The sequence below is a fragment of the Candidatus Bathyarchaeota archaeon genome (assembly GCA_030739585.1).
GTDB lineage: Archaea > Thermoproteota > Bathyarchaeia > TCS64 > TCS64.
The window spans coordinates 14,180-35,283 of the sequence record JASLYX010000006.1 but is presented as its reverse complement, the minus strand read 5'-3'; the positions used below and the strand labels follow the sequence as shown (position 1 = coordinate 35,283).

Annotated in this window: 23 protein-coding genes; 11 read left to right on the top strand and 12 right to left on the bottom strand. The window is 50.0% G+C overall.

Annotation, left to right across the window (positions count from 1 at the left end; translation table 11 throughout):
* Positions 1-98: 98 nt before the first annotated feature.
* A complete protein-coding gene (locus QGG23_06175) occupies positions 99-1,265 on the top strand; it encodes an aminotransferase class V-fold PLP-dependent enzyme (GenBank protein MDP6049012.1) in 1,167 nt (388 codons plus the stop codon).
* Positions 1,266-1,267: 2 nt separating this feature from the next.
* Here the strand turns inward: QGG23_06175 and QGG23_06170 are convergent, their stop codons facing one another.
* On the bottom strand, positions 1,268-2,437 hold the full coding sequence (locus tag QGG23_06170) for a saccharopine dehydrogenase NADP-binding domain-containing protein (protein ID MDP6049011.1): 1,170 nt from the start codon (positions 2,435-2,437) through the stop codon (positions 1,268-1,270).
* Positions 2,438-3,030: 593 nt separating this feature from the next.
* On the opposite strand from QGG23_06170, the gene QGG23_06165 reads away from it, so the two are divergent.
* A complete protein-coding gene (locus QGG23_06165) occupies positions 3,031-3,447 on the top strand; it encodes a hypothetical protein (protein ID MDP6049010.1) in 417 nt (138 codons plus the stop codon).
* Positions 3,447-3,914: a hypothetical protein gene (locus QGG23_06160; GenBank protein ID MDP6049009.1), complete on the top strand. Its 468-nt coding sequence runs from the start codon at positions 3,447-3,449 to the stop codon at positions 3,912-3,914. The genes QGG23_06165 and QGG23_06160 overlap by 1 nt, the downstream gene beginning before the upstream one ends.
* Position 3,915: 1 nt before the next feature.
* On the opposite strand, the gene QGG23_06155 is transcribed toward QGG23_06160, so the two are convergent.
* The 5 genes from QGG23_06155 to QGG23_06135 are packed head-to-tail and all read right to left on the bottom strand — an operon-like array spanning position 3,916 to position 5,315.
* Entirely contained in the window at positions 3,916-4,233 is a 318-nt protein-coding gene (locus QGG23_06155; protein ID MDP6049008.1) for a hypothetical protein, read from the bottom strand.
* Between the two features lie 4 nt (positions 4,234-4,237).
* Entirely contained in the window at positions 4,238-4,504 is a 267-nt protein-coding gene (locus QGG23_06150) for a MarR family transcriptional regulator (protein ID MDP6049007.1), read from the bottom strand.
* A gap of 4 nt (positions 4,505-4,508) precedes the next feature.
* On the bottom strand, positions 4,509-4,763 hold the full coding sequence (locus QGG23_06145; protein MDP6049006.1) for a winged helix-turn-helix transcriptional regulator: 255 nt from the start codon (positions 4,761-4,763) through the stop codon (positions 4,509-4,511).
* A gap of 18 nt (positions 4,764-4,781) precedes the next feature.
* On the bottom strand, positions 4,782-5,051 hold the full coding sequence (locus tag QGG23_06140; GenBank protein ID MDP6049005.1) for a MarR family transcriptional regulator: 270 nt from the start codon (positions 5,049-5,051) through the stop codon (positions 4,782-4,784).
* Positions 5,052-5,060: 9 nt separating this feature from the next.
* Complete coding sequence (locus QGG23_06135) at positions 5,061-5,315, bottom strand: hypothetical protein (protein ID MDP6049004.1); 255 nt, start codon at positions 5,313-5,315, stop codon at positions 5,061-5,063.
* 275 nt (positions 5,316-5,590) lie between these two features.
* Here QGG23_06135 and QGG23_06130 point away from each other — a divergent pair, with 275 nt between their 5' ends.
* Together QGG23_06130 and QGG23_06125 are read left to right on the top strand one after the other, a co-directional pair.
* Positions 5,591-6,580 carry a DNA double-strand break repair nuclease NurA gene (locus QGG23_06130; GenBank protein MDP6049003.1) on the top strand — a complete coding sequence of 330 codons (990 nt, stop codon included), beginning with the start codon at positions 5,591-5,593 and terminating at the stop codon, positions 6,578-6,580.
* Positions 6,577-8,103, top strand: a complete 1,527-nt coding sequence (locus QGG23_06125) for an ATP-binding protein (GenBank protein ID MDP6049002.1) — start codon at positions 6,577-6,579, stop codon at positions 8,101-8,103. The genes QGG23_06130 and QGG23_06125 overlap by 4 nt, the downstream gene beginning before the upstream one ends.
* A gap of 3 nt (positions 8,104-8,106) precedes the next feature.
* On the opposite strand, the gene QGG23_06120 is transcribed toward QGG23_06125, so the two are convergent.
* The gene (locus QGG23_06120) at positions 8,107-8,790 is read right to left on the bottom strand and encodes a DUF166 family protein (GenBank protein MDP6049001.1); all 684 of its coding nucleotides are present in this window, start codon (positions 8,788-8,790) and stop codon (positions 8,107-8,109) included.
* A 220-nt stretch (positions 8,791-9,010) separates the two neighbouring features.
* Here QGG23_06120 and QGG23_06115 point away from each other — a divergent pair, with 220 nt between their 5' ends.
* The gene (locus QGG23_06115; protein MDP6049000.1) at positions 9,011-9,307 is read left to right on the top strand and encodes an NUDIX domain-containing protein; all 297 of its coding nucleotides are present in this window, start codon (positions 9,011-9,013) and stop codon (positions 9,305-9,307) included.
* 15 nt (positions 9,308-9,322) lie between these two features.
* Here QGG23_06115 and QGG23_06110 read toward each other — a convergent pair whose 3' ends face one another.
* On the bottom strand, positions 9,323-10,528 hold the full coding sequence (locus tag QGG23_06110; protein ID MDP6048999.1) for a M20/M25/M40 family metallo-hydrolase: 1,206 nt from the start codon (positions 10,526-10,528) through the stop codon (positions 9,323-9,325).
* A 115-nt stretch (positions 10,529-10,643) separates the two neighbouring features.
* Between QGG23_06110 and arcC the strand changes: the two genes are divergently transcribed.
* Complete coding sequence (gene arcC / locus QGG23_06105) at positions 10,644-11,675, top strand: carbamate kinase (GenBank protein ID MDP6048998.1); 1,032 nt, start codon at positions 10,644-10,646, stop codon at positions 11,673-11,675.
* Positions 11,676-11,742: 67 nt separating this feature from the next.
* A complete protein-coding gene (gene pyrB / locus QGG23_06100; protein ID MDP6048997.1) occupies positions 11,743-12,672 on the top strand; it encodes an aspartate carbamoyltransferase in 930 nt (309 codons plus the stop codon).
* 848 nt (positions 12,673-13,520) lie between these two features.
* Here the strand turns inward: pyrB and QGG23_06095 are convergent.
* Positions 13,521-14,156, bottom strand: a complete 636-nt coding sequence (locus tag QGG23_06095; GenBank protein MDP6048996.1) for an adenylate kinase — start codon at positions 14,154-14,156, stop codon at positions 13,521-13,523.
* Between the two features lie 124 nt (positions 14,157-14,280).
* On the opposite strand from QGG23_06095, the gene QGG23_06090 reads away from it, so the two are divergent.
* Positions 14,281-14,508, top strand: a complete 228-nt coding sequence (locus QGG23_06090) for a hypothetical protein (protein MDP6048995.1) — start codon at positions 14,281-14,283, stop codon at positions 14,506-14,508.
* Positions 14,509-14,513: 5 nt separating this feature from the next.
* On the opposite strand, the gene QGG23_06085 is transcribed toward QGG23_06090, so the two are convergent.
* The 3 genes from QGG23_06085 to proS all read right to left on the bottom strand — a co-directional run bounded on the left by QGG23_06085 (position 14,514) and on the right by proS (position 17,424).
* Positions 14,514-15,440: a hypothetical protein gene (locus QGG23_06085; GenBank protein MDP6048994.1), complete on the bottom strand. Its 927-nt coding sequence runs from the start codon at positions 15,438-15,440 to the stop codon at positions 14,514-14,516.
* Entirely contained in the window at positions 15,437-15,640 is a 204-nt protein-coding gene (locus tag QGG23_06080; protein ID MDP6048993.1) for a hypothetical protein, read from the bottom strand. Before QGG23_06080 ends, QGG23_06085 begins: the two co-directional genes overlap by 4 nt.
* Before the next feature lie 347 nt (positions 15,641-15,987).
* Positions 15,988-17,424, bottom strand: a complete 1,437-nt coding sequence (gene proS, locus QGG23_06075; GenBank protein MDP6048992.1) for a proline--tRNA ligase — start codon at positions 17,422-17,424, stop codon at positions 15,988-15,990.
* A 217-nt stretch (positions 17,425-17,641) separates the two neighbouring features.
* Between proS and gpmI the strand changes: the two genes are divergently transcribed.
* Positions 17,642-19,186: a 2,3-bisphosphoglycerate-independent phosphoglycerate mutase gene (gene gpmI / locus QGG23_06070; GenBank protein ID MDP6048991.1), complete on the top strand. Its 1,545-nt coding sequence runs from the start codon at positions 17,642-17,644 to the stop codon at positions 19,184-19,186.
* 184 nt (positions 19,187-19,370) lie between these two features.
* Complete coding sequence (locus QGG23_06065) at positions 19,371-20,999, top strand: CTP synthase (GenBank protein MDP6048990.1); 1,629 nt, start codon at positions 19,371-19,373, stop codon at positions 20,997-20,999.
* Positions 21,000-21,104: the final 105 nt, after the last annotated feature.

Sequence of the window (21,104 nt, the reverse complement as noted above, 5' to 3'; positions counted from 1 at the left end):
CTTGATCTAGGACCAAGATGCACGCGACTTTTTTCCGAGCTACGACGGAGTCAGGTGAAACTCGTTTTATTAACTTACTAACAGGTTATTGAGTGACTATGATCGATCTCAGGAAGATCCGGGAACAGTTCCCCATTACAGAAAAGAAGGTTTACCTTGCCCATGCCTCACGGGGACCAATACCGAAATGTGGAGCTGAGGCGATCCAGAAATATCTATACTCTGCGATGCATTCTGGGCTAACTCTAGTGGATGCCGGAGTTCCCGAGGATGGGGGTAGAGCTCTCTTCGCTGAACTGGTTATGGCCGAAAAAGAAGAGGTCGCCTTCGTTGAGAATACCTCTGTAGGGCTAAACATAGCGGCCGGAGTCGTCGATCCTTACAAAGGATCTAATATCGTCACAACCGACTATGAGTACTCATCGGTTATCTATCCATTCCTCCGCAGAGAACCTGGCGTCAAAGTTAGGTTCGTGGAGAATGCCGAAGGGAGGGTACTCCTCAGCGACATCGATGAGGCAGTCGATGACGAGACTGTAGCAGTGGTGGTAAGCCACGTCCACTGGCTCAACGGGTTCAGGCACGATCTCAGGGCCCTCGCAGAGATAGCCCACGAACATGGAGCGTATCTCATAGTAGATGGAATACAGTCTGCAGGTGTTATGGAGATAGACGTGCGAAGAGCGGGGATTGACTTTTTGGCTGCTGGCTGTTACAAGTGGCTCCTCAGCCCACCAGGATCAGGGTATCTTTACGTTCGAAAAGAACTGATCGATGACTGTGATCCCCCGCTAACAGGTTGGAGATCGACTTCTGGAGTGAAGGATCGGAATCAACTGACCCTGAGGTTTCCGGATGATGCAAGAAGATTCGAGGTAGGTGCGCCAGCGTATATCAGCCTCGTCGCAGCTACAGAAGCAATGAAGCTCCTGCTGGACGCGGGGAAAAACTTTATCGAGAAGAGGGTTCTGATGCTCACGGGGCGCCTCGGAGACTCTCTTAGGGAAATGGGGCTCAAAGTTACAACGCCGGAAGAAGCCTCGTTCCGATCAGGCATACTGAATTTCCAAGTTCATCATCCGCAGAGAGTTGTTGATGCGTTAAAGTCAAAGGGGATTTTTCCCTGTGGGTCTAGGCCTGACTGGGCTAAGTGCTCGCCGATTTTCCACTCCACGATTAGGGTTGCTCCCCATTTTTACAACTCGGTAGAGGAGATCGATGCTTTTACCGAGGGAGTAAGAAAGGCCATTGCCTCTAAGGAATAGGTCTAGAACTCAAGGGACTTGGGCTTGTCCTTATATCTCCGCACCAGAGCTCTGTAAGCATGCCAAAAGTATTCAACCACCTTTTCGCATTCAGTCACGTTGAATGATTTGAGGTTTAACTCCATCTCCTCATCCATAATCCTTACGGCCTCATCAGTGAAGACCACTGTCCCATCCCCGGTCACTCTCTCTATTCCCTCCAGCTTCTGGGCCTCTGCATTCATTCCAATGGCCTCATCCAGAGTAATCTCTTCGGGGAGTACGACCTCAGCACCGTTCGCGTTCAGCCTAACAGGGAATCCCCCCTGTAGCCCTGCTGGCCCCGGGCAGTGACGGATCTCCCCGGTATCTCCAAGGATGGCCATCATATCCCCAACGGCGATAGAGGCTGTGTAATGCTGGTCTGCGATTGGGCTTTTCCTCCCTTTTGATCTTGACTCTTCCACAGCTGCTGATAGTATCTCTATAGGATCCCAACGGTCCGTCACGATGCTACCCCCTGCAATCACCTTCAGGAAGTACATGGATTTTGGGGGAGCAATTTTCCGCCTAAGGAGATGATAAGTAGCGAAATCAGCTACCAAATAGACCTCAACATCTTTGATATGAACCCCGGTCTTGGCGCTAACGACCCTCCGCATAGGCTCAATTATGTGGGCGAAATCACCTATACCAGTGGTTGGCGCCAACCCAGCTCCAGCTAACATAGGGCTGATAATCTCACAGGGATCATTGGTAAATAAAACGTGGGCGTCGGTACCCGAGGCCTTGACCGCCTTCATGAGTCTGTAAAGCAATAGCAATCTGAAGGGAAGCGCCAAGCTATAACCCACAGGTCCACCTTCCCCAAGCCTCTTAGCAACGTCCCGGGGCAGATCCGTATGGAACCTCCAGAAAGGATAAAGGTCGGCTGAGTTGAAGACCATATCTGGTTCCACCTCGCTTAAAATTCGAGTTGTCTCTTCAACGTTGTTCAGATCGATCTTTCTGTACGAGATATTCGGATAGAGGCCCTGAGCAGCTGCCCCCATCGCGACCTGGGCAGCTTTCTGTTTACCTTTCGCCTCGTCGCGGCAAGCTACAATGATCTCGTCCACGCCGGCCCTAGCCAGAGTATGGAGGATCTCCCCCCCAAGGATTCCGATGCCTATCTTGAGAACCTTTCCAGCCATTTAGGTAAGAATATTTTCCACGGTATTTAACGGATATTTGCCATTTACAGCGCGCACGGATACGACGAAATTAAGGCTGTCCCCGGGTTATCAATCATGGCTTGATACATCATAGAACCCCGAGAAAGTATCCTTATTTCTACTCCCGCTTTCCAAACTCTGCAAAGCTTTAAACAAATCCACCTTAGAGGGTAAAGTAAGGTTTCTAAAGGTTCAAAGTGTAATATCAACGCAGATACATTACCTATCAGGAGTAACATCCCTAAGAGAAGCCCCCCCTCAAAACTATAGAGAACTCTGGAGAAATCCCCCAGATATGATGTCAGAATCTTCATGAATGCAATCATGAAAGCCAACACAAATAGAGAGAGATCGCGGCATATCCTATGAAGTCCCTGAAATTAGTCATTATCATCCATGTAGCCTTATCCCTCTGAAGAGAAATTTAGAAAACCACGTAAGTTGAGCTTTTTCACCGGGATACACTTGAAAAACGGGATATAGAACTTTGAACAGGTAATAGCGCCCGCGCCGTTATAGTATTATAATCTAAACCGAAAATATTATCGTTTATACCATTCAGATGTGTTCCTATGGAGCGTCCACCATTTCATCTCAAGGTTAGGATAGGGGACATGGAAATAGAGCTAGGCGGGAACAAGGAGGAAGTCATGTCCACACTCGATGACCTCTCTAGTATCGTCCAGAAGGTAACCACCGCCTTTGAGGTTGATCGCCCCGACCTCCCGCGGAAGCTACTGGATTATCCTAAAATCAGCTGGACTGATAAGTGCGGTGCCGCCGTAGTAGCTCTTCTCACTACAGATTGGGGTAAAAATCCCCGAACCATCTCTGAGCTCAAGAAAGCGATGGAGGCTAACGCGATCTTCTTCCCTAAAGGCACCCTCTCCCCAGTCCTAATTTGGCTAGTTAAGAAAGGCAGAATCAGGCGATGGAAGGATGATAAGAAGGGCTATCTATATGTCATAAAAGAAACCGAGAGGATGTAATGACCGGCATCTCAATCTCCATCAAGACCCCATTTGGGGAGATAAACGTCAGCGGAGACACAACTGAGGAGGTATTGGATGCCCTCTCGAAGCTAAATCAAGACTTTATAATGGAGGTAAATAACAGGATCTCAGAGATTTTAGTGACTCAGGCGAAGGACGACCTCAAGGGGATAATTGATATCAGGCTTAAAGGCCCGATCATTGTCACTAAGGCGAAACTATCTCACTATGCGTCAATTGGCCTCATCCTCTACGCCCTACAAGAACACCAATCTAGTTCCAGGGAGATCACCAAGAGGCTGGCGGCGAGTGGAAAGCAGGTCACAGTCCCCGCTAGGCTCCATGAGATGAGGAAACGAGGCCACATCTTCAAGCCGGTGGATCGGGCTCCCTACTACAAACTATCTACAGAAGGTGTAAAGTGGATCGAGGAAAAGGTCCTGCCTCCCCTGAAGAAGAAATAGTTCAGAGCCCTCTTTTATCGAGCCTCTCTTTTAGGTTCTGAACCATCATCAGGATTCCCTTGAGTACCTCCTTGCTATCACAGAAGTAGGACCGAACCCTAAACGGCGCCCGCTGTATTAGATCTTTATCCAAGAGTTTCGCGACTGCCCTCTCGGTCGCCTTGACTGTTAGGTTCACCTCTCCTGAGATTTCTCTGACTGTCATGGTCTTCCCTGTTCCCAAGAGATGGAAGAAAATAATGTTCTGGCTGGGGGCCTTGCCGAGCCCGATAACGGCCTCCATCTTCAGGTTAAGCTTTTCCAGTTTCTCTTCGGACATGAGATCAAACACCCGATTCGTTCTTTATAACTCTGTACAACTTCATGAGTATGTCGTAGGGGTTTACCGCTGAAAGGTAGCCTGCAGAGCCCTGGGTTACCAACCCTTTATCTTTCATCTCCGAGAGTCTTGCCCTAACTGTCGACGGTTTCAGCTTGGCGCCCTTAGCAATCTGGGAGGGTTTGAGAGGCGTACCTTGGAAAGTAAGGTAGCTAAGCACTTGAAACGCCGCAGTGTCTAGCTTCAGCCCGTCCAACTCTTCCCGGCTCACAGTTTCACCTGTCCAGATATCTCTCCAGTAGCTTCACTATGATGGGCCCCAGCTTGTACCTGTAGACTCCCCGGGAGACCCTTTCCACGAGCCCCTTGTTGTTCAGGTTGAAGAGCGCAATGTTCACGGCGTTCACCGTAATCCCCAGAGCGTCGGCGACCTCCTGAGACGATAAAGGTTCCCCCTTCTCGATCAGGTAGATGAGGACCTGACGCTGGCTCTCAGCCCTCCTCAGCCCATCGAGCTCTTTGGAACCCATTTCAAATCCCGCAGTGGTTTAATCTCGGCGTATCGCGTTCGTGAATAGATCGGAGACTATCTCAGTGAATGGAACCTTAGACTTGTAGGATCTATCCCTCTCCTGGGTGACATACTTTTTCGATAGCAGGGCTCTCAGCGCGGGTCTCACAGTCCCGGGGGAGATCCCCGTCTCCTGGGCTATCTGGGTCGGGCTCGCAGCCCCCTCGAACGCGAGGTAGACCAGAACCTTGAACTGGCTGCTTTTCGGGCTGAGCTCCTTCAACGCTTTTTCCCATATCTTCGACAATGCAATCCCCTATCTCTCTCGTTTCTCAAGGGCCTCGACACGGTCCATAAGGCCGAGAATGATCCCCGCTAAATCCGGAGTGTAGCTTCCCCGCCCCTCCCTCTTCAGCTTCCCTTCGTCGCAGAGCTTCGCGTATGCCGCTTTCACGGAGTTGTATTTCGCCCCCAGTTTCTCGGTCATCTCGCTGGGGCCCAGGCTCGGATCTGCGAGGAATGTCCTGAAGACCTGTTCTTTGAGAGAATAATCTTGTTTCATGGTGTACATCCTATTTTTCCTATTCTTCTTATTAACTTTACTTTTGGGGTGACGACCGAGTCCGGTAAGACGAGGGTGTTTTCTGAGCGTGTTAATTTCTTACTTTATATATAAAACGCCATTTATCGGAAATTACGCTCGTAATGATCATAGGGTTTAAATATGAAGGAAAAAAGTGTTGTACATATTCATTCTGAGGTTGATGAGAGGTGCTAACAGATAGGGAAAATGCGGGTGTTGAAATGGACATCCTCAACCACAATGCGCGTCCGAATCTGTATTTATTGATAAGAAACCTTCTCCTCGATGAGGTGACAAATCAGATCGAGGAAGATTTGTACGTAGTTAAAGAGTTAGCTAAGATGATCAGAAAGAAAATCTCTATTCACTCCGCAACGAAGAGGGATCCCTTCAACGAGGTAGCGGGGGTGGACGCCGGTAGTCATATACTTCCCCTCGCCTCTAGGCGCTTTGCAGTAATTAGCGCCCTTGTCTACACTCTCCCTTCTGGAGAGCGTTTCTTCCGTGAACCTGAGTCCTTCTGTTTTCCATACCGTATTGAGGGGGGACAACTGGGAGGAATCATAAACATTCGGCGGGAAGCAAAACTGTATGAGACCGCGACACAGTATGTTGAGGGTGATCCGGATGTCCGTCTCATCTTAGTTGATGGTCCCCTAGCGTTCAGCAATTGGTGGAACATGGTTGGGGGCGAGGCGGATAGAAGCCGTCTCGTAAATGCGGTCAGTGGGTTCCTCAACATTTGTCGAGAGAAAGGAGTATCCGTAGCTGGCGTCATCAAACGCCCCTCGGCTCGGTATCTCATCTATAATTTGGGACTCCAGAGGCTAACGGAGTTCCCAGACGCGTTCCTCCTTCTCCACTGCTTGAGGTCTGGGGAGAGAACCGACATCTTCTCCCCAAGATCCGCGGCAATGAAGTCGGTACAGAGGACACCTTTTATGGACGCTATTGGCCACCCGGTTTACTCATTTTACATACGTCTCTCCAAAGAGTGGGCAATCCCCCCGGTAAGGATTGATCTCCCTGCATTCTGTCTAGGAGATCTGAATGATATTGCTGACTATTGCTATTTCTCCAGCGTCTGGAAGGGCATCCCATTGCCCATAATACGGGCAGATGAGGAAGTAAAGGTCTCGAGGCGGTTTATCAGGGAGGTGTATAAAGACATCGTGGGCAGGGTCGGGAGAACCACAGCAGAGTTGAGCCATCTGGCCCCATATTGGGGTGAAGGACAGTGGATGGGCACATGATCGTCGGATACACGTACAGTAAAACAGGGGAGTACCGGGTTGACGAGATCACTGTGGTTCTCGTCAGGGGTAAGGAACTCGCAAAGGGGGACCTTGTCTACTTCAAGCATCCTAAGAATGGCTCTCCAGTGGTTTATCAAATAACAGGAGTCTACCCCCATAGGAGAGTACGGGAGTATGAGGAAGTCCTCCTTCAAGAGGGGAGGATTTTGAGTGACCCAGAGAGCACAACGATCCACGCCCGGGCCTACCAGTGGGGATGGCTTGACGAGGCTGGGAGCCTTAGACCACTCAGGCACCACATAAGTCCGAACACACTAGTGCGCATCGCGGAGAGAGAAGTCGTGGCTAGATTCACTAAGCCCAATGGCGATTGGAAACTACTTCTAGGCACTGATCCAAGCACTGATCTTGATGTTGAGTTAGGAGTCTATCCGCTTATCCGACAGAGCGCACTCATTTGCGGTGCTGTTGGGACAGGGAAAACAACGACCGCGATTTCCATGGTCGCCAGGGCCGCTAACCTAAATCCCCCTGTTCGGTTTTTCGTGGTGGACAAGGATGGAGAATACTCGAGCCTTATAAAACGTATTGGCATCGACAAAGTGCTCAAGGTCCCATGGATGCGCTTCTTCCAGCCCTCAAATATTCCCTGGGAGGACTACCTCTCTGAGTTCGGGTGGCAGAAGACATGGTGGAACGCTAAGATTCTTGTAAAAGGGTTGAAGATTCTCTATGCCCAGGCATCTCCTATTACTAAGCATAATATAGGCAGGGCGGTGGAGTTCGTGGGAGCGGAATCTCTTGGGTTCAACAAGAAGGCGGACGAATTCAAGCAGTACCAACAGCAAGTACTAAACGCCATTGCGGGCTCCAAGCTTATACCAGACGGGGACTTGATGCCTCTTGACCCAGTGGAGCTCCTCAAGGATCGCCGCATTGTAATTATGGACATCTCTAGCGGCAAGGACTCATGGTCCCAGAAGCATCTTGTTGTCGCCCAAGTTCTCCGGAGGATCTTCAGTGAAGCCTTAGAAAACCGCAAGTTCGGGTGCGTCGTAATTCTTGAGGAAGCAATGTACTATGCCCCTCAAAGAGGAGTCTTCGATCTAGGAGATAAAGACGTCAGAGGCAAACTCCTCGGAATTGTAAAGGAAATCGCCACCAACGGTGGCAGGAACGGTGTGGGCCTCTGGATAGTCACACAGCGCCTTGCGACGGTAGATAAGACCGTTGTCACCCAATGCGCGAACAATATCATCTGCCATAGCCTTGAAGACTTGGACCGGCAGCGACTCGCCGAGATCGTAGGAGATGAGTTCAGTCGCCTCATAGGGGACCTCCCCCAGGGAGAGGCTATCGTGAAGGGAACCGCTCTTAAATGCCGTTTTCCAATATGGGTTAAGGTCCTCCCAGAGGTTTATCCGGCATCGTCAACGACGACCCCTATGAGTAGGTTCGTCCACATGGAGCTTGCATCCCAAGGAGAGATACCCCATCCCCAGATAACGATAGATGACTAAGCCCTATTTCCTGAGGGCTTTCTCTAGGGCCTTCACAGCAATATTCCCTGCCACGTGGATCGGTGAATCCCCGAAGAAGCGGTCCACCTTTCTAGAAGCGAGGCAGGGATAGATCTGGACAAGGGTGCCAGCCCGGGGCATTGCATCACTGACCTTCGTGCCCGGGAGCTTCTCAGCCATGTAATGAGTGGAACCGCATGGTGCACCCCTCAGGACGTCAACGCAACTCACCTCCCCGTCAACCACAGCTATCTCTAGCTTAGGAAAGCCGAACAACTCCGCGAATGCGTCGATTTTGGGCACTCCCACAGGTGCGAGAGAGCAAAAAGTTCGGGGAAAAACAATTTCCACGCCTAAACCCTCGATCTCGCTCCCGATCTGGCGTTCCAAGCCTTGAGGGAGCCATTCGTAGTCGGCCACTGGTGCGATTACAGTCCCAGTCTCGAGCTTTTCTAGAATGCTGGGGAGAAGGGTGAAGGCTGACGGGCTCTCCCCCATGAACAGGACGAGGTCCCATTTCCCGTTTAGATCTAGGTCATCAACGATCTCTTCGGGTTCCTCGATCAATATCGACAGCCCCCCGGGCATAACCGATTCCTCGATCGTCCACTCCTTCGGCGCCCGGAGCCTCAGATTCTCAAGAATACACTCCCCATAGGAGCCCTGAGTGAAGACGATGACTCTCATATCAAACCCTCAGGGTCCTAGAGATCAAAGAGTTATAAACTCTCTGCGTCGGGGCATATTAAATCGGTGGAGTGGCAGGATCCTAGACATGAGTGGGAGGCGGCTCTATCCAGAGAAACCCTTGGTGGGCGGAGTCCTGATCCAGGATGACGATCGGTATCTGCTGATCAAGAGGGCGGCTGAGCCTGATACGGGCCTCTAGTCCATTCTGGGGGGAGTTGTGGAGCTAGGGGAAAGGGCTAAGGAGGCAGCTATGAGGGAAGCTTTTGAGGAGACGGGGCTAGAGGTGGAAATAGTGGGAGTTCTAGGGGTCGTCGACAAGATCGTCGAAGGAGACGGGAACAGGATCAAGTTTCACTTTGTAATCGTCGACTATCTGGCTTATCCCGTGGGGGGCTCGTTGGAGGCATCCCAGGACGCCTTGGATGTGAGGTGGGTAAGACCATCAGACTTTCAGGACTATGAGATGTCCCCCACTCTAGTTGAGCTTCTGAAGATGAACCGCCTCTACCCCTAACCGAAAAAGCGCGCGCTATCCTTTCACCCCACAGATCTTACACGCCAGCCATGCGTATACTTTGATCGATTCGAGATATTCTTTGACCCTAACATGGTCTAGATTGGTATGGCTGAACCTCTCCTCTGCCGGTCCGAAACCTACCACAGGGGTCCCCTTCCAAGCGTAATAATTTCCGTCTGTACGAAAGGTCCAGAGCTTGGTCTCTGTCTCTTGCCCTAGGGCTTCAGATACAGCTTCCTTCACCTCTTGGACTATGCTATATTCCTCTGGGTCTGTGTAGAAGCCGTTGAAGCCCCTCATTGTTCCTCGTCGTTTTGGTGTCACCACATCAGCATCGAGTTCTGGATCTGCCTCCTTCATCGAGGCGATCAACTCTTCCAGATCCTCTACTAGAGCGATGATGGAGTAGTCTGGGCTGTTTCTACAGTCGATGTGGAAGCTGCACTCCTCGGGCACTACGTTGGAGGTGTCGGGTTTCACAGAAATCTGGGTGATCGAGATGGAGGTCCTTCCGTAGATTGGATGGTCGGGGAGCCTCGGGATGAGCCCTGATCTGATCCTAGAGATGATTTCCGCCGCCTTGTATAGAGCGTTGATGCCGCGTTCTGGGGCGCTCGCATGGCAGCTCATCCCTTTCACGACGATGTCTACTCCTACTCCGCCCCGGTGCCCCAAGGCGACTCTATTCTCTGTCGCCTCCCCTATCACCACGAGGTCCGCGGTGAATCCGCTCTCCTCAATGGTGGCCTGAGTTCCGGCTCCTCCGACCTCTTCGAGTGAGACGGCGGCGACCTTGAAATCTCCTTTTAGTTGGATGCTGAGGTCCTTGATAATCTTCCCCGCCATTACCATGGCAGCAAGGGCTCCCTTATTGTCCGATGCGGCCCTGCCATAAACCACCTCCCCCTCGACTCCGAAGGCTGAGCCGTTCATCAGCTTAGCGGAATACGGCTCATCCATCTTCCCTGGGGGGACATGGTCTAGGTGGCCGTTGAACAGGATGCTCCTACCCCCTCCGACACCTTTGATGGTGCCCATAACGTCGTTAAGACGGTCCACGGCTACCTCGTCGAAGCCCGAGGCCTTCATCTCCTTGGCTGTGATCCTTGCAGCCTTTCTCTCCTCCCCACTTGGACTGGGAGTCTGGATCAGCATCTGTAGGAATAAGATGGCGTTCTCCTGATTTTTCTGGGCAGCCCTTAAGATATCATTTAACATGTCCCTCACATCTCTTTGTTTAGACTTAAAGAAATATCATCTCGAAAGCTTAAAGCAATAAATAGAGGATTTGATATTATACCTATTCTTCCGAGAAAAAGGAAAGTGACCAAGGATGGATAGAAGATTGCTAATAGCCCTAGGTGGCAACGCGATCAAGCGCAGGACCGAGGAAGGGACCACAGCCCAGCAGCTGAATAACGTCACTATCACCTGCGAACAGATTGTCAGGCTCATCGAAAGGCAGGGAGAAGGAGACCGGATCGCAATCACCCACGGAAACGGGCCCCAGGTGGGAAACCTCCTGGTCCAGCAGGAGGCTGGATCGGGCATCGTCCCCGCCCAAGCCTTTGACGTGGTGGGCTCCATGAGCCAAGGCCAGATCGGCTACATGTTCCAGCAGACCCTTCAGAACCACCTAAAAAAAGCCGGTGGTGACTCCATAAACATCCCTGTTGTAGCGGTAATCAATCAAGTGCTCGTAAGTCCTGATGATCCTGAGTTCCTTGACCCCTCAAAGCCCATCGGGAACTTTTTCTCCAAGGAGGAGGCAGTAGAGCTTGCTTGTACCAAAGGATACATAATAGACCCTCCAGCAGGGGAGGAGTATCATGAAAAGAAGAAGGCCGGATTCGTCATTAAGCAGGTTCTTCCCGAAAGTTCGAGTTCCAAGCCCTACAGAAGAGTAGTGCCGTCCCCCGATCCCATCGCAAATGTGGAGGGGAAAACCATCCGGAGCCTCATAGACCAAGGAGTCGTTATCATCGCGTCAGGCGGTGGCGGCATTCCCGTCATGAAGGAGAATGACAATGGCGAGCTCAAGGGTGTGTTCGCAGTCATCGACAAGGACAAGGCCGGGGAGAGACTTGCTGAGGCCATTGATGCCACCGACTTCCTTGTCCTCACAGATGTTGAGCACGCCATGCTCAATTATGGGAAACCCGATCAAAAACCTGTAGGAGAGGTCAGTCTTAAGGAGGCTGAAAGACTCCTCGACGAGGGCCATTTCATGCGGGGGAGCATGGGCCCTAAGATGGAGGCATGCATCCGCTTCATCAAGTGGGGGGGCAGAAGGGCCACCATAACGTCCCTAGATAAGGCCGTAGACGCAATAGATGGGAAGACGGGCACACATATCATTCCTTGATCTCCTGTTTTTGTTTCTCTGAAATTTTTTTATATATTTAATACATTATCTTTCTTGTGAAGTGTTTATGGTTAGCGCCAAGATATTCAAAGATAGAGATATTATCTCTATGAGAGAGTTCAATCGTGCTGAGATCGATTTCATCCTCGACACAGCTGACGATATGGTAAAATTAGAACAATCAGGATCCAACCTCCTCAAGGGGAAGGTCATGGCGGCGCTATTCTTTGAGCCTAGCACCAGAACCCGGCTCAGCTTCGAGTCCGCCATGAACCGGCTGGGGGGGAGCGTGATAGGCTTTGCGACCCCCGCTGGATCCTCCGTGGAAAAGGGGGAATCCCTCGCCGACACCATTAGAACCGTAAGTAGATACTCAGATACCATCGTGATGCGCCACCCTGACGAGATGTCCTCAAGGATGGCCGCCAGAGTTGCCACGGTCCCCGTGATAAACGGTGGCTCGGGTTCTTGGGAGCATCCCACCCAGGCCCTACTTGATCTCCACACAATTAGGAGTGATAAAGGAACAATTGACGGGCTAAATATCGCTCTCGCGGGAGACCTCAAATTCGGCCGAACAACCCACAGTCTGGCCGTGGCCCTCAGGAATTATGATGTCAAGTGCACCTTCGTATCTCCGAAAGCCCTCAGAATGAGGCAGGATGTCATCGACGACGTCGATGGGAAACTTACTTACACTGTGACCGAGGATCTGAAATCCGTACTTCCCGAGATGGATATCGTATACGCCACGAGGATACAGAAGGAACGGTTCTCTAACCCTGCAGACTATGCAAGACTAAAGGACGCTTATCTCATCAACAAAGAGTTCCTCAAGGGTGCCAAGAAGGATATGAAGTTGATGCACCCCTTACCCAGAATCAATGAAATCTCAACAGATGTTGACAATACCCCCCATGCCCTCTACTTCAAGCAGATGAGGCACGGCGTCTACCTCAGAATGGCTATCTTGGCATTAGTTCTAGGAACGGTCTAGAGAGCCTCTATAAAAAATTGGTCCCTAGTTTTTCTTTTGAAGGCCTCTAGCATGAATTATAATTAGATCTTGTGAGACTCTACAGTATAAATTGGTGGTGACTCCGAAACCCTGACAGTCATTAAATTATGGACCGGTCAGTTACGAAGCACAACTGTTGACCCATTTCAAAGCTCCGCCTCTAGTTTATGTCACCGCTTAGAAGTGTTTAAGGTAGAAAGATGCATCATGAGAAATGACGTCTAGACGAGATCCACCTTAAAGAAGATGAGGTTCGCGACCTCGATCCTATCATCTATTTCCTTGTTCTCAATATTCACGTTGGGGTACTCGCAATTGATGGGTTTATTTTGAAGCCCACGGCACGTCTAATCTCAAAATCCACAACTGCCAACAATAGTATTCGGCCTTCCTCATCTCTCAGGTATAGACCACATCGTCTTGATACACCCCCTCTGAAAGGTTCAACCGTATTATAACCACGTTGACGAGGCTTGGGACGAAGAGTGAGACACTATAGGGAATATCCACCCCAGCTGATGAATGGATTGTCATGCCTTAGGCTCAGGAGCCAGTCGTCACGAACACCTACAAATATTAGATTTTTCTCCTCAGGGGAGGGTACACGTTATTTTCTAGGAAGAAAACTCTCAAATATGTTGCTAAATTGATCCAGCGGTTTTCTAGATTGTTATTAAAGCCAATGAAACTGAGACCTCAAAAGAGGGTATCATCATCTTCGGATAGACCCACTTTATCAAGAGTGTGGAAGACCTCTTGGAGGTCAGGACCACCTTGACCCACGCGCCCAGGTTTACGGAGTTCCTCTTGAGGGCCGTGTAATAAACCTAGCTCTTGGGATTTAGTAGCTTATTGAGGGCGGCTGGAATTTCTTTGATCTCAAGTTCTCCGCTAATCTCTCTGAGTTTCCCTGCAGTGGCATATTTCTCGATAATTGGGAAGGTTTGCTTCTCGTAGACTTCAAATCGGCGCCTTATGATCTCCTCTTTATCGTCTTCGCGCTGAATAAGATTGGCTCCACACTCATCACAGACTCCATCCACTCTGGGGATGATGTCCTTAAGATGGTAAACCGCCCCGCAATTCGGGCAGATTCTCCGGAGGGAGATCCTATCTACGATGGTCTCCGACCTCGCGACGATGGTGATCACATGATCGATTTTAGCATTCAACCTCTTGAGGATACCATCGAGGGTGATAGCCTGCTTTATGCTTCGCGGAAAGCCGTCTAAAATGAAACCTCTTTCTACGTCGGTCCTAGTGAGACGCTTCTCCATAATAGATATTACTATTTTGTCGGGAACAAGCTCTCCCCGGTTCATATAGTCCTTTGCGATGAGACCTTGCTCGGTCCCGATAGAAGCAGCCTCTCTTAACATGTCGCCGACTGTTATCACGGCGATATTAAACATCTTTCCGAGAGTTCTCGCCCTAGTCCCTTTACCAGATCCCGGAGCGCCAATAATTATAATCCGCGTCTTTAATCCTCCTGAAATACGGGATCGGGGAGTGCCGTAAACATTATAACTATTTCGACCATTCCCCATTGTTTTATTAGAATACCCCTATGAATTTGGGGATAAACGGTTGGAGCCCAACTATCCGTCGTTCATGATCTTTGGCATTATACTTTTAATTTCTGGTTTGCTGCTGGTTTTGCTCCCATTGTTAACCCACTATCTACCTTATCAAAACCAAGTGCCCTGGTTCCTGATCTGGGGTTATAGGAGAAACGGATTCTACTTCGTGACTTCTCCCCTCCTCATCGTTCTCTCCTTAATATCCCTGATCGCACAGGTGTACGGGAGGAGATGAAAGGGCTATTTGATGAGGTTCTCCAAGCTCTGAAGAATCAGTTGTCTAAGACTCTTGAAACATGAAACGATATTTTCCGGGAAGCTCAGGATTTCCATCTCTTTAAGTGCCAATTGAATAGGACTACTATGGATGGATTGTCCCAATCTCTTGAACGTTTTCACAAAGGCTTTGACCGTTTCAACATCAACCTGGCCTTCGACGCTCTCGGTGAGATAAAGGTCCCAGAGCAAGATGAAAGATTTTACAAAGACTTCATGGAGTTCCATGTCAAAGTTCAGGATACCCTCGTAATGGGGCAGCCGCTCTGCGTCTCTGTGCACAACTGAGAGAATGGCATAAGCCTCCTCTTTGATTTGGTCAACCCTCCTCTCACTAACGGCGGATGAAAGGCCCCGGATATCAACGGCTATGGGGGCAACTACCCTCAGGGCCTCCATCTCATTCACGATCCGTACCGCTTCTGCGACGTTATTTCTAATAAGCCCCCACCTCGCCTCCCCGTGAAGCTCAAAAAGGACCTGAAAGGTCTGGTCTATTATCTCGAGGACTAGGCTTAAATGGTGGATATGGGACTCCCGTTCCACAATCCTTGAGTCCTCCTCTAGTTTAGCTCTCTCACATCTTTTCTTGATATCAGCATCGATTTCTTCCTTGACCGCCTCAAGGCCTTTCCTGTCCTCAGAAAAGAAAACTAACCCCAAGCTTTCCTTTCCCTCGATATAATCGATCTTAATTTTGATCAAGCTCTTGTAGGGTGGCTGCTTCTCCTCAAGGGAGGTGGATATTGCTCCAGTAACGTTAATCACGTTGACATTCTCAAGCCTCTTTCTAAAGAATCCCTTCTCCTCCTTGACGAAGACCTTGTCTCCCTCTATACTAAGAGTCCCCTTCTTCCCTTTAGCAAGTTTTCCCCTTACACTTAGCATCATGAGAACCTCCGAAAAGTGTTTACCACTACTTCAAGAGAGGTCTCTCTGGATTGACTCCTTAGATCCAGCTTGAGATTTTCTCGCCCAAACTTCTCGAAGAGCATGAGTTCCTCTAGGGATACCTCGCCACTATTCGCGGGGGTCTTGCCAATTTTCTCGAGGACCATGTAATTGAGGATGCTCTCCCGTTCCGCGTGCATGTGAGGTTGTTGAGGTCTATTATCAAGATTGTTAACGTAAGCGTGGAACGCATTAGAAAAAAGCGAACAACCAAAATGACCATGCCATGCACCCTCATCCAAGGGCATTGGAAGCGCCTGAAGAAATCTATTTGAGAGTGGAGAGAAAGGACTCACAGGAGGATGATTACGCTGCACGCGTGATAATTTGAATCTGGTCTTCTGCAAATTGGTGTCCACTCCCAACTACCCTCATTTAATTGGAAATTTAACTTGTCCGCCAATTTTTTTCGGCGATTTCAACTAAATATAATCTGCGAGCAGTATTGTTACTATCTAATAAACAAAAGGATAGATGATCTGGTCATTTAATACGTGCGGGAAACGTAGGCGATGTATTTACCATCGTCTCCGCAGACCAGACAGTCCCCCGTAGGCTCTTCATGCCTTTCCCAAAGGGTCCCTCTCACCTCCCCGGCAACCTTATCTTTGATCTCGAAGGCACAGGAGGGTTCTCCGCACCAGTTAACCCGAACGATCCTCCTCTTGTCCATATGGCTTCTAAGCTCCTCAAGGCTGGAGGCTTCAGCAAGCTCACTCTTGAGGCGTTCTTGGCTCATAGCTGAGATATTTGTTTGTATATCAGCTGCCATGGCTGTCACATCCTTAACTAGGTCATCGATCTCCCCTTTCTTCTTCTCCTTAGTGTCCCTCCTGACCAAGGTCACCACCCTTGCAGTTGCCTCTCGAGGCCCCAGTTCGGCCCTTATTGGGACTCCGAACATCTCCCACTTATAGTATTTCTCTCCGGGCCTCAGCCTGTCATCATCATCTAGGGCCACCCTGAAACCCGCCTTAGCGAGGATTAATTTGACCTCGTTACAGTATTCGGACACCAAGTCCTCCTTTCCCTTGAAGGGGATGGGGATGATGATAACCTGATGGGGGGCCATAATAGGCGGGAGCACGAGGCCATTATCATCGCCGTGTTGGGCGATAGTAGCTGCTAGGGTTCGCCCCATCCCCATACCATAACAGGTAGTAGAGGCATAAGCTCTTTTCCCGTTATCATCCTCATAGGTAAGCTCGAAGGCCTTAGCAAAGTTCTCCCCAAGCTGGTGGACCGTACCGATCTGGTTAACCTTTCCATCTGGGTTCCAGGTGTCAAAGGCTAGGCTGTACACTGCACCCGCGAACTTGTCAAAATCAGGGCGCTTAAGTATCAAGTAGCTAATCCCCAGCGCATCATAGACTGAACGGTAGACCTTCACCGCAACTTTTACCTGTCTCTCTGCATCTTCAAAATCGATGTGGGCCGTGTGAGCCTCGTTCCAGAGGAACTCTCTCCCCCTAAAGAGGGGCCGGGTGGCCTTAGTCTCGTACCTGTAGACGTTGCATGTCTGGTGCATCCTGAGGGGCAAATCTGCGTGGCTTCGGATCCAGATTTTGAACATTGGATAAATCGCTGTCTCAGAGGTGGGTCTCAGAAGGAGCCTCCGGTCTAACTTATTGTCTCCAGCGTGAGTGATCCAGAATACCTCTGCAGAGAATCCCTCAATATGATCTTCCTCCTTTTGGAAGGCATCCTCTGGGATCACCACGGGGAACTGCATGGGCTGATGATCGGTAGTTTCAAGTCGCTCCTCAAGCATCTGATAGATACGTTTTACAACGCTGTAACCCCATCCCCGGTAGACAGAGAATCCTTTCACAGGATACCTATCATCGACTACTTCGGCCTCGAGGAGTACTTTATCGAACCACTTGCTGAAGTTGTCGAACTTTTCATTCCGGTTTTCAGTCAAATTATGTACCTTCTACTGGATGGGTGTCAAGAAAAAGTCCGTTAGGCTGGAATATATTCACCCATCTTCCTGCGTGATAATCCGGATGTCAGATATAATCTTTCCGCGCGCTTTGATGATAGATCATTACATCCGAGAATTATTGCCTCCTACGCTTAAGAGTATCTGACCTCGCGCGCGAAAAGTTATATTCATCGAGGAAGGGGTTTACCCTCTTATGGGAAAAGTCCTCCTAGTCGTCCGGGATGGATGGGGCTACTCTGAGGAGATAGTAGGAAACGCCGTGCGACTCGCTGATACTCCCGTTAACGACAGGCTCATGAAGACCCGCCCATGGGTTCTTCTTAACTGCGTAGGAAACGCCGTCGGACTCCCGGAAGGCACCCAAGGAGGCAGTGAGCCGGGGCATCTTATCATGGGGGCTGGGAGGGTGGTGTTACAGCCCCTTAAAGAAATCAACCAGAGCATTAAGGACGGGTCTTTTTTTTCTAACAAAGCCCTAATGGGCGCGATTAACCATTGCCTAAAGGATAAGGGGAGACTTCACCTGATGGGACTCCTTAGCGATCAAGGAATCCACGGGACCATCACCCATCTTTCTTCTTTGCTCGAGCTCGCCAGGATGGAGGGTCTGAATGAAGTATTTATTCATGGTTTCCTCGATGGCCGGGATGCACCTGTTCGGAGTGCAAAAAAGTATCTCCGGGAGACCCTGAGACTGTTTGAGGAGGTAGGGGTTGGGCGCATTGCCTCCCTTGTAGGCAGATACTATGCCATGGATCGGGACACTAACTGGGGGCGAACAGAAAAAGCCTATCATCTCCTTACTCTTGGAATCGGCCATTTAACAAGTGACCCCTTGGAAGCTGTGTCTGAGGCCTATCGCAGGGGAGATGACACAGACTACTATATCCAGCCCACAGTAGTGACTGATAAAAACGGAAAACCTATAGCAACCATCGAAGACGGAGACTCGGTAATCTTTTGGAACTTTAGGTCTGAGAGGGCCCGCCAAATAACCTATGCCCTTACTCAGGTTGAATTTGACGCGTTCCTAAGGAAAAAGATTCCCCAGGTCCACTTCACATGCATGAGTGTATATGACCGTAATCTAGATCTTCCTGTGGCGTTCCCCCAAAAAAAAATTAAAAACAACTTGGGGTGGATCATTGCCTCCAATGGATTTAGGCAACTCCGGATAGCTGAGAGCGAAAAATACGCGCAGGTCACCTATTTCTTCAATAGCCAGGAGGAAAATGCCAATATTAGGGAGGACCGGATCATGATTCCCAGTCTCAAGGTGCCCAGCTATGAAAATGATCCAGTGATGAAGGCCCATGAGGTCACCGAGACGCTCCTCCAGGAGGTCCAGAAAGGGCTTTATGAGTTCATATTAGTCAATTACGCTAATGGAGACCTTGTAGGTCACTCTGCCAACTATATCGCAGGGCTTAGGGCTGTAGAGACCGTGGACTTGTGTCTTGGACGCCTCCTTGATAACGCCCTCCATAAAGATTACACGGTCCTAGTCACAGGAGATCATGGAAACATAGAAACGATGCTATACCCTAATGGGGAGCCTAACCCGTCTCACGGTCTTAACCCCGTCCCATTTATCTTGGTAAGCGACGACCCGGATCTCAAGGGTGTTCAACTTAAATCTGGTCTAGGACTGGCGAACGTCGCCCCGACGGTCCTGGACCTTATGGGGATTGAGAAACCCCGAGAGATGACGGCTGAGAGTCTGATCATCAGGGCATAAGTGCATATCCACGAAAATCTTATCACCTATGGATGCCACCCATGGGTATGCGCCTCAAATTCTCAAATCACCGCTCAAACTGGACGGAAGGCACCTTCTCCATGCCTATCGCGCAGGAAACCTGTAAAAGTTTTGATACATTTCCAAGATACAAAAAACATATGTATATCGGTAGGTCTTAAAATTGGTCAAGTATATTTTTGTTACAGGGGGCGTTTTGAGTGGCCTTGGGAAGGGGCTGGTCACCTGCTCCATCGGAAAGATGCTCCAAGCCCGGGCATTAAAAGTCAGCGCCGTCAAGTGTGATCCCTACCTCAATGTAGATGCAGGAACCATGAACCCTTACATCCACGGTGAGGTCTTTGTCCTGGATGATGGCTATGAGGCCGACATGGACCTTGGGACGTACGAACGTTTCCTTGGGGTTAAGCTTACAGGGCTTAATAACATCACTTCAGGTAAGATCTATCAGAGCGTAGTCAAAAAGGAGCGTAATGGGGGATACCTAGGGCACTGTGTTCAAATTATACCCCATGTCACTGATGAGATTAAGCATCGCCTCAGATTAGTAGCTGATGAGACTACCGCCGATGTGCTCCTGGTGGAGTGCGGGGGCACTGTGGGAGACATCGAGGGGCTCCCATTCCTTGAGGCCTTTAGGCAGATGAAGATCGAGGAACCCCGGGGGAATACCCTTCTGGTTCACGTCACCCTCGTCCCTGTCCTCAGTGCGGTGGGAGAACCAAAGACGAAACCAACCCAGCACAGTGTCAAGGAATTAAGGGCCATCGGGCTCCAGCCCGACCTCATTGTGGCCAGAACTGAAGGGGGGCCTCTTCTCGAGGACCCTAAAAGGAAGATTGCCCTTTACTGCAGCGTCGAGGAAAAAGCGGTATTCTCCTCAGTAGATGTGAAAACCCTCTACGAGTTGCCCCTAGTTCTTGAGAGTCAGGGTATGGGACAAGTCGTCTGCGATTACCTGGGGCTCAAAAAGTCCGAGACCGACTGGTCCAAGTGGGAGGCCATGGTTAAGGAATTTAAAGAGCCTACTGAGACGGTAAAAATTGCAATGTGCGGAAAGTATGCCGAGCTTGCTGATTGCTATGTGAGCGTCAACGAAGCGCTCCGTCACGCCGCCGCAAAAGCAGGATGCAAAGTTCAAATAGATTGGATTGAAACCGAATTTTTTGAGGAGGACATCAAGCAGGTGAAGATTCTCGAAGGATATGACGGGGTCTTAGTCCCCGGAGGATTTGGGCAGCGGGGCGCTGAAGGAAAGATTATCGCCATCAACCACTGCCGTACCAAAGACAAGCCTTTCCTCGGCATCTGTTACGGCTTCCAACTAGCAACCGTTGAGTTCGCACGGTACGTGGTAGGCCTCGAGGGCGCCGCTAGCACAGAGTGTATACCTGAAACACCTCACCCCGTCATTGATCTGCTGCCCGAACAAAAGCAGATCAGTGAACTCGGGGGCACCATGAGACTTGGGGCCAACACGGTAATTGTGGCTGAAGGGAGTCTTCCTCACAAACTGTACAATACAACGGAGATCAAAGAGCGCCACAGGCACCGATGGGAGGTAAACCCAGAGTACTGGGATAAACTGGAAAAGGGTGGAGCGGTCTTCCCCGGTTGGAGCAAGGAGAAGGGACTCAAGGAGATCCTATTACTACCCGAGCTCTATTTCTTCCTTGGGACCCAGTTCCATCCTGAGTTCAAAAGCCGTCCCTGGAGTCCTTCGCCACCCTACTACGGTCTTGTGAAGGCAAGCCTCGATAAGAAGCGAGGAAAGCCCAGACCAGAATTCTAAACCTTTCTCTCTATGAAGGCACCCAATTTTCCGTTTTATTCCAGTTGATTTGTTCTGCATGTTGGAAGTTGTGCAGGTAAAAATCAAAGAAATCTAGGACAAAGT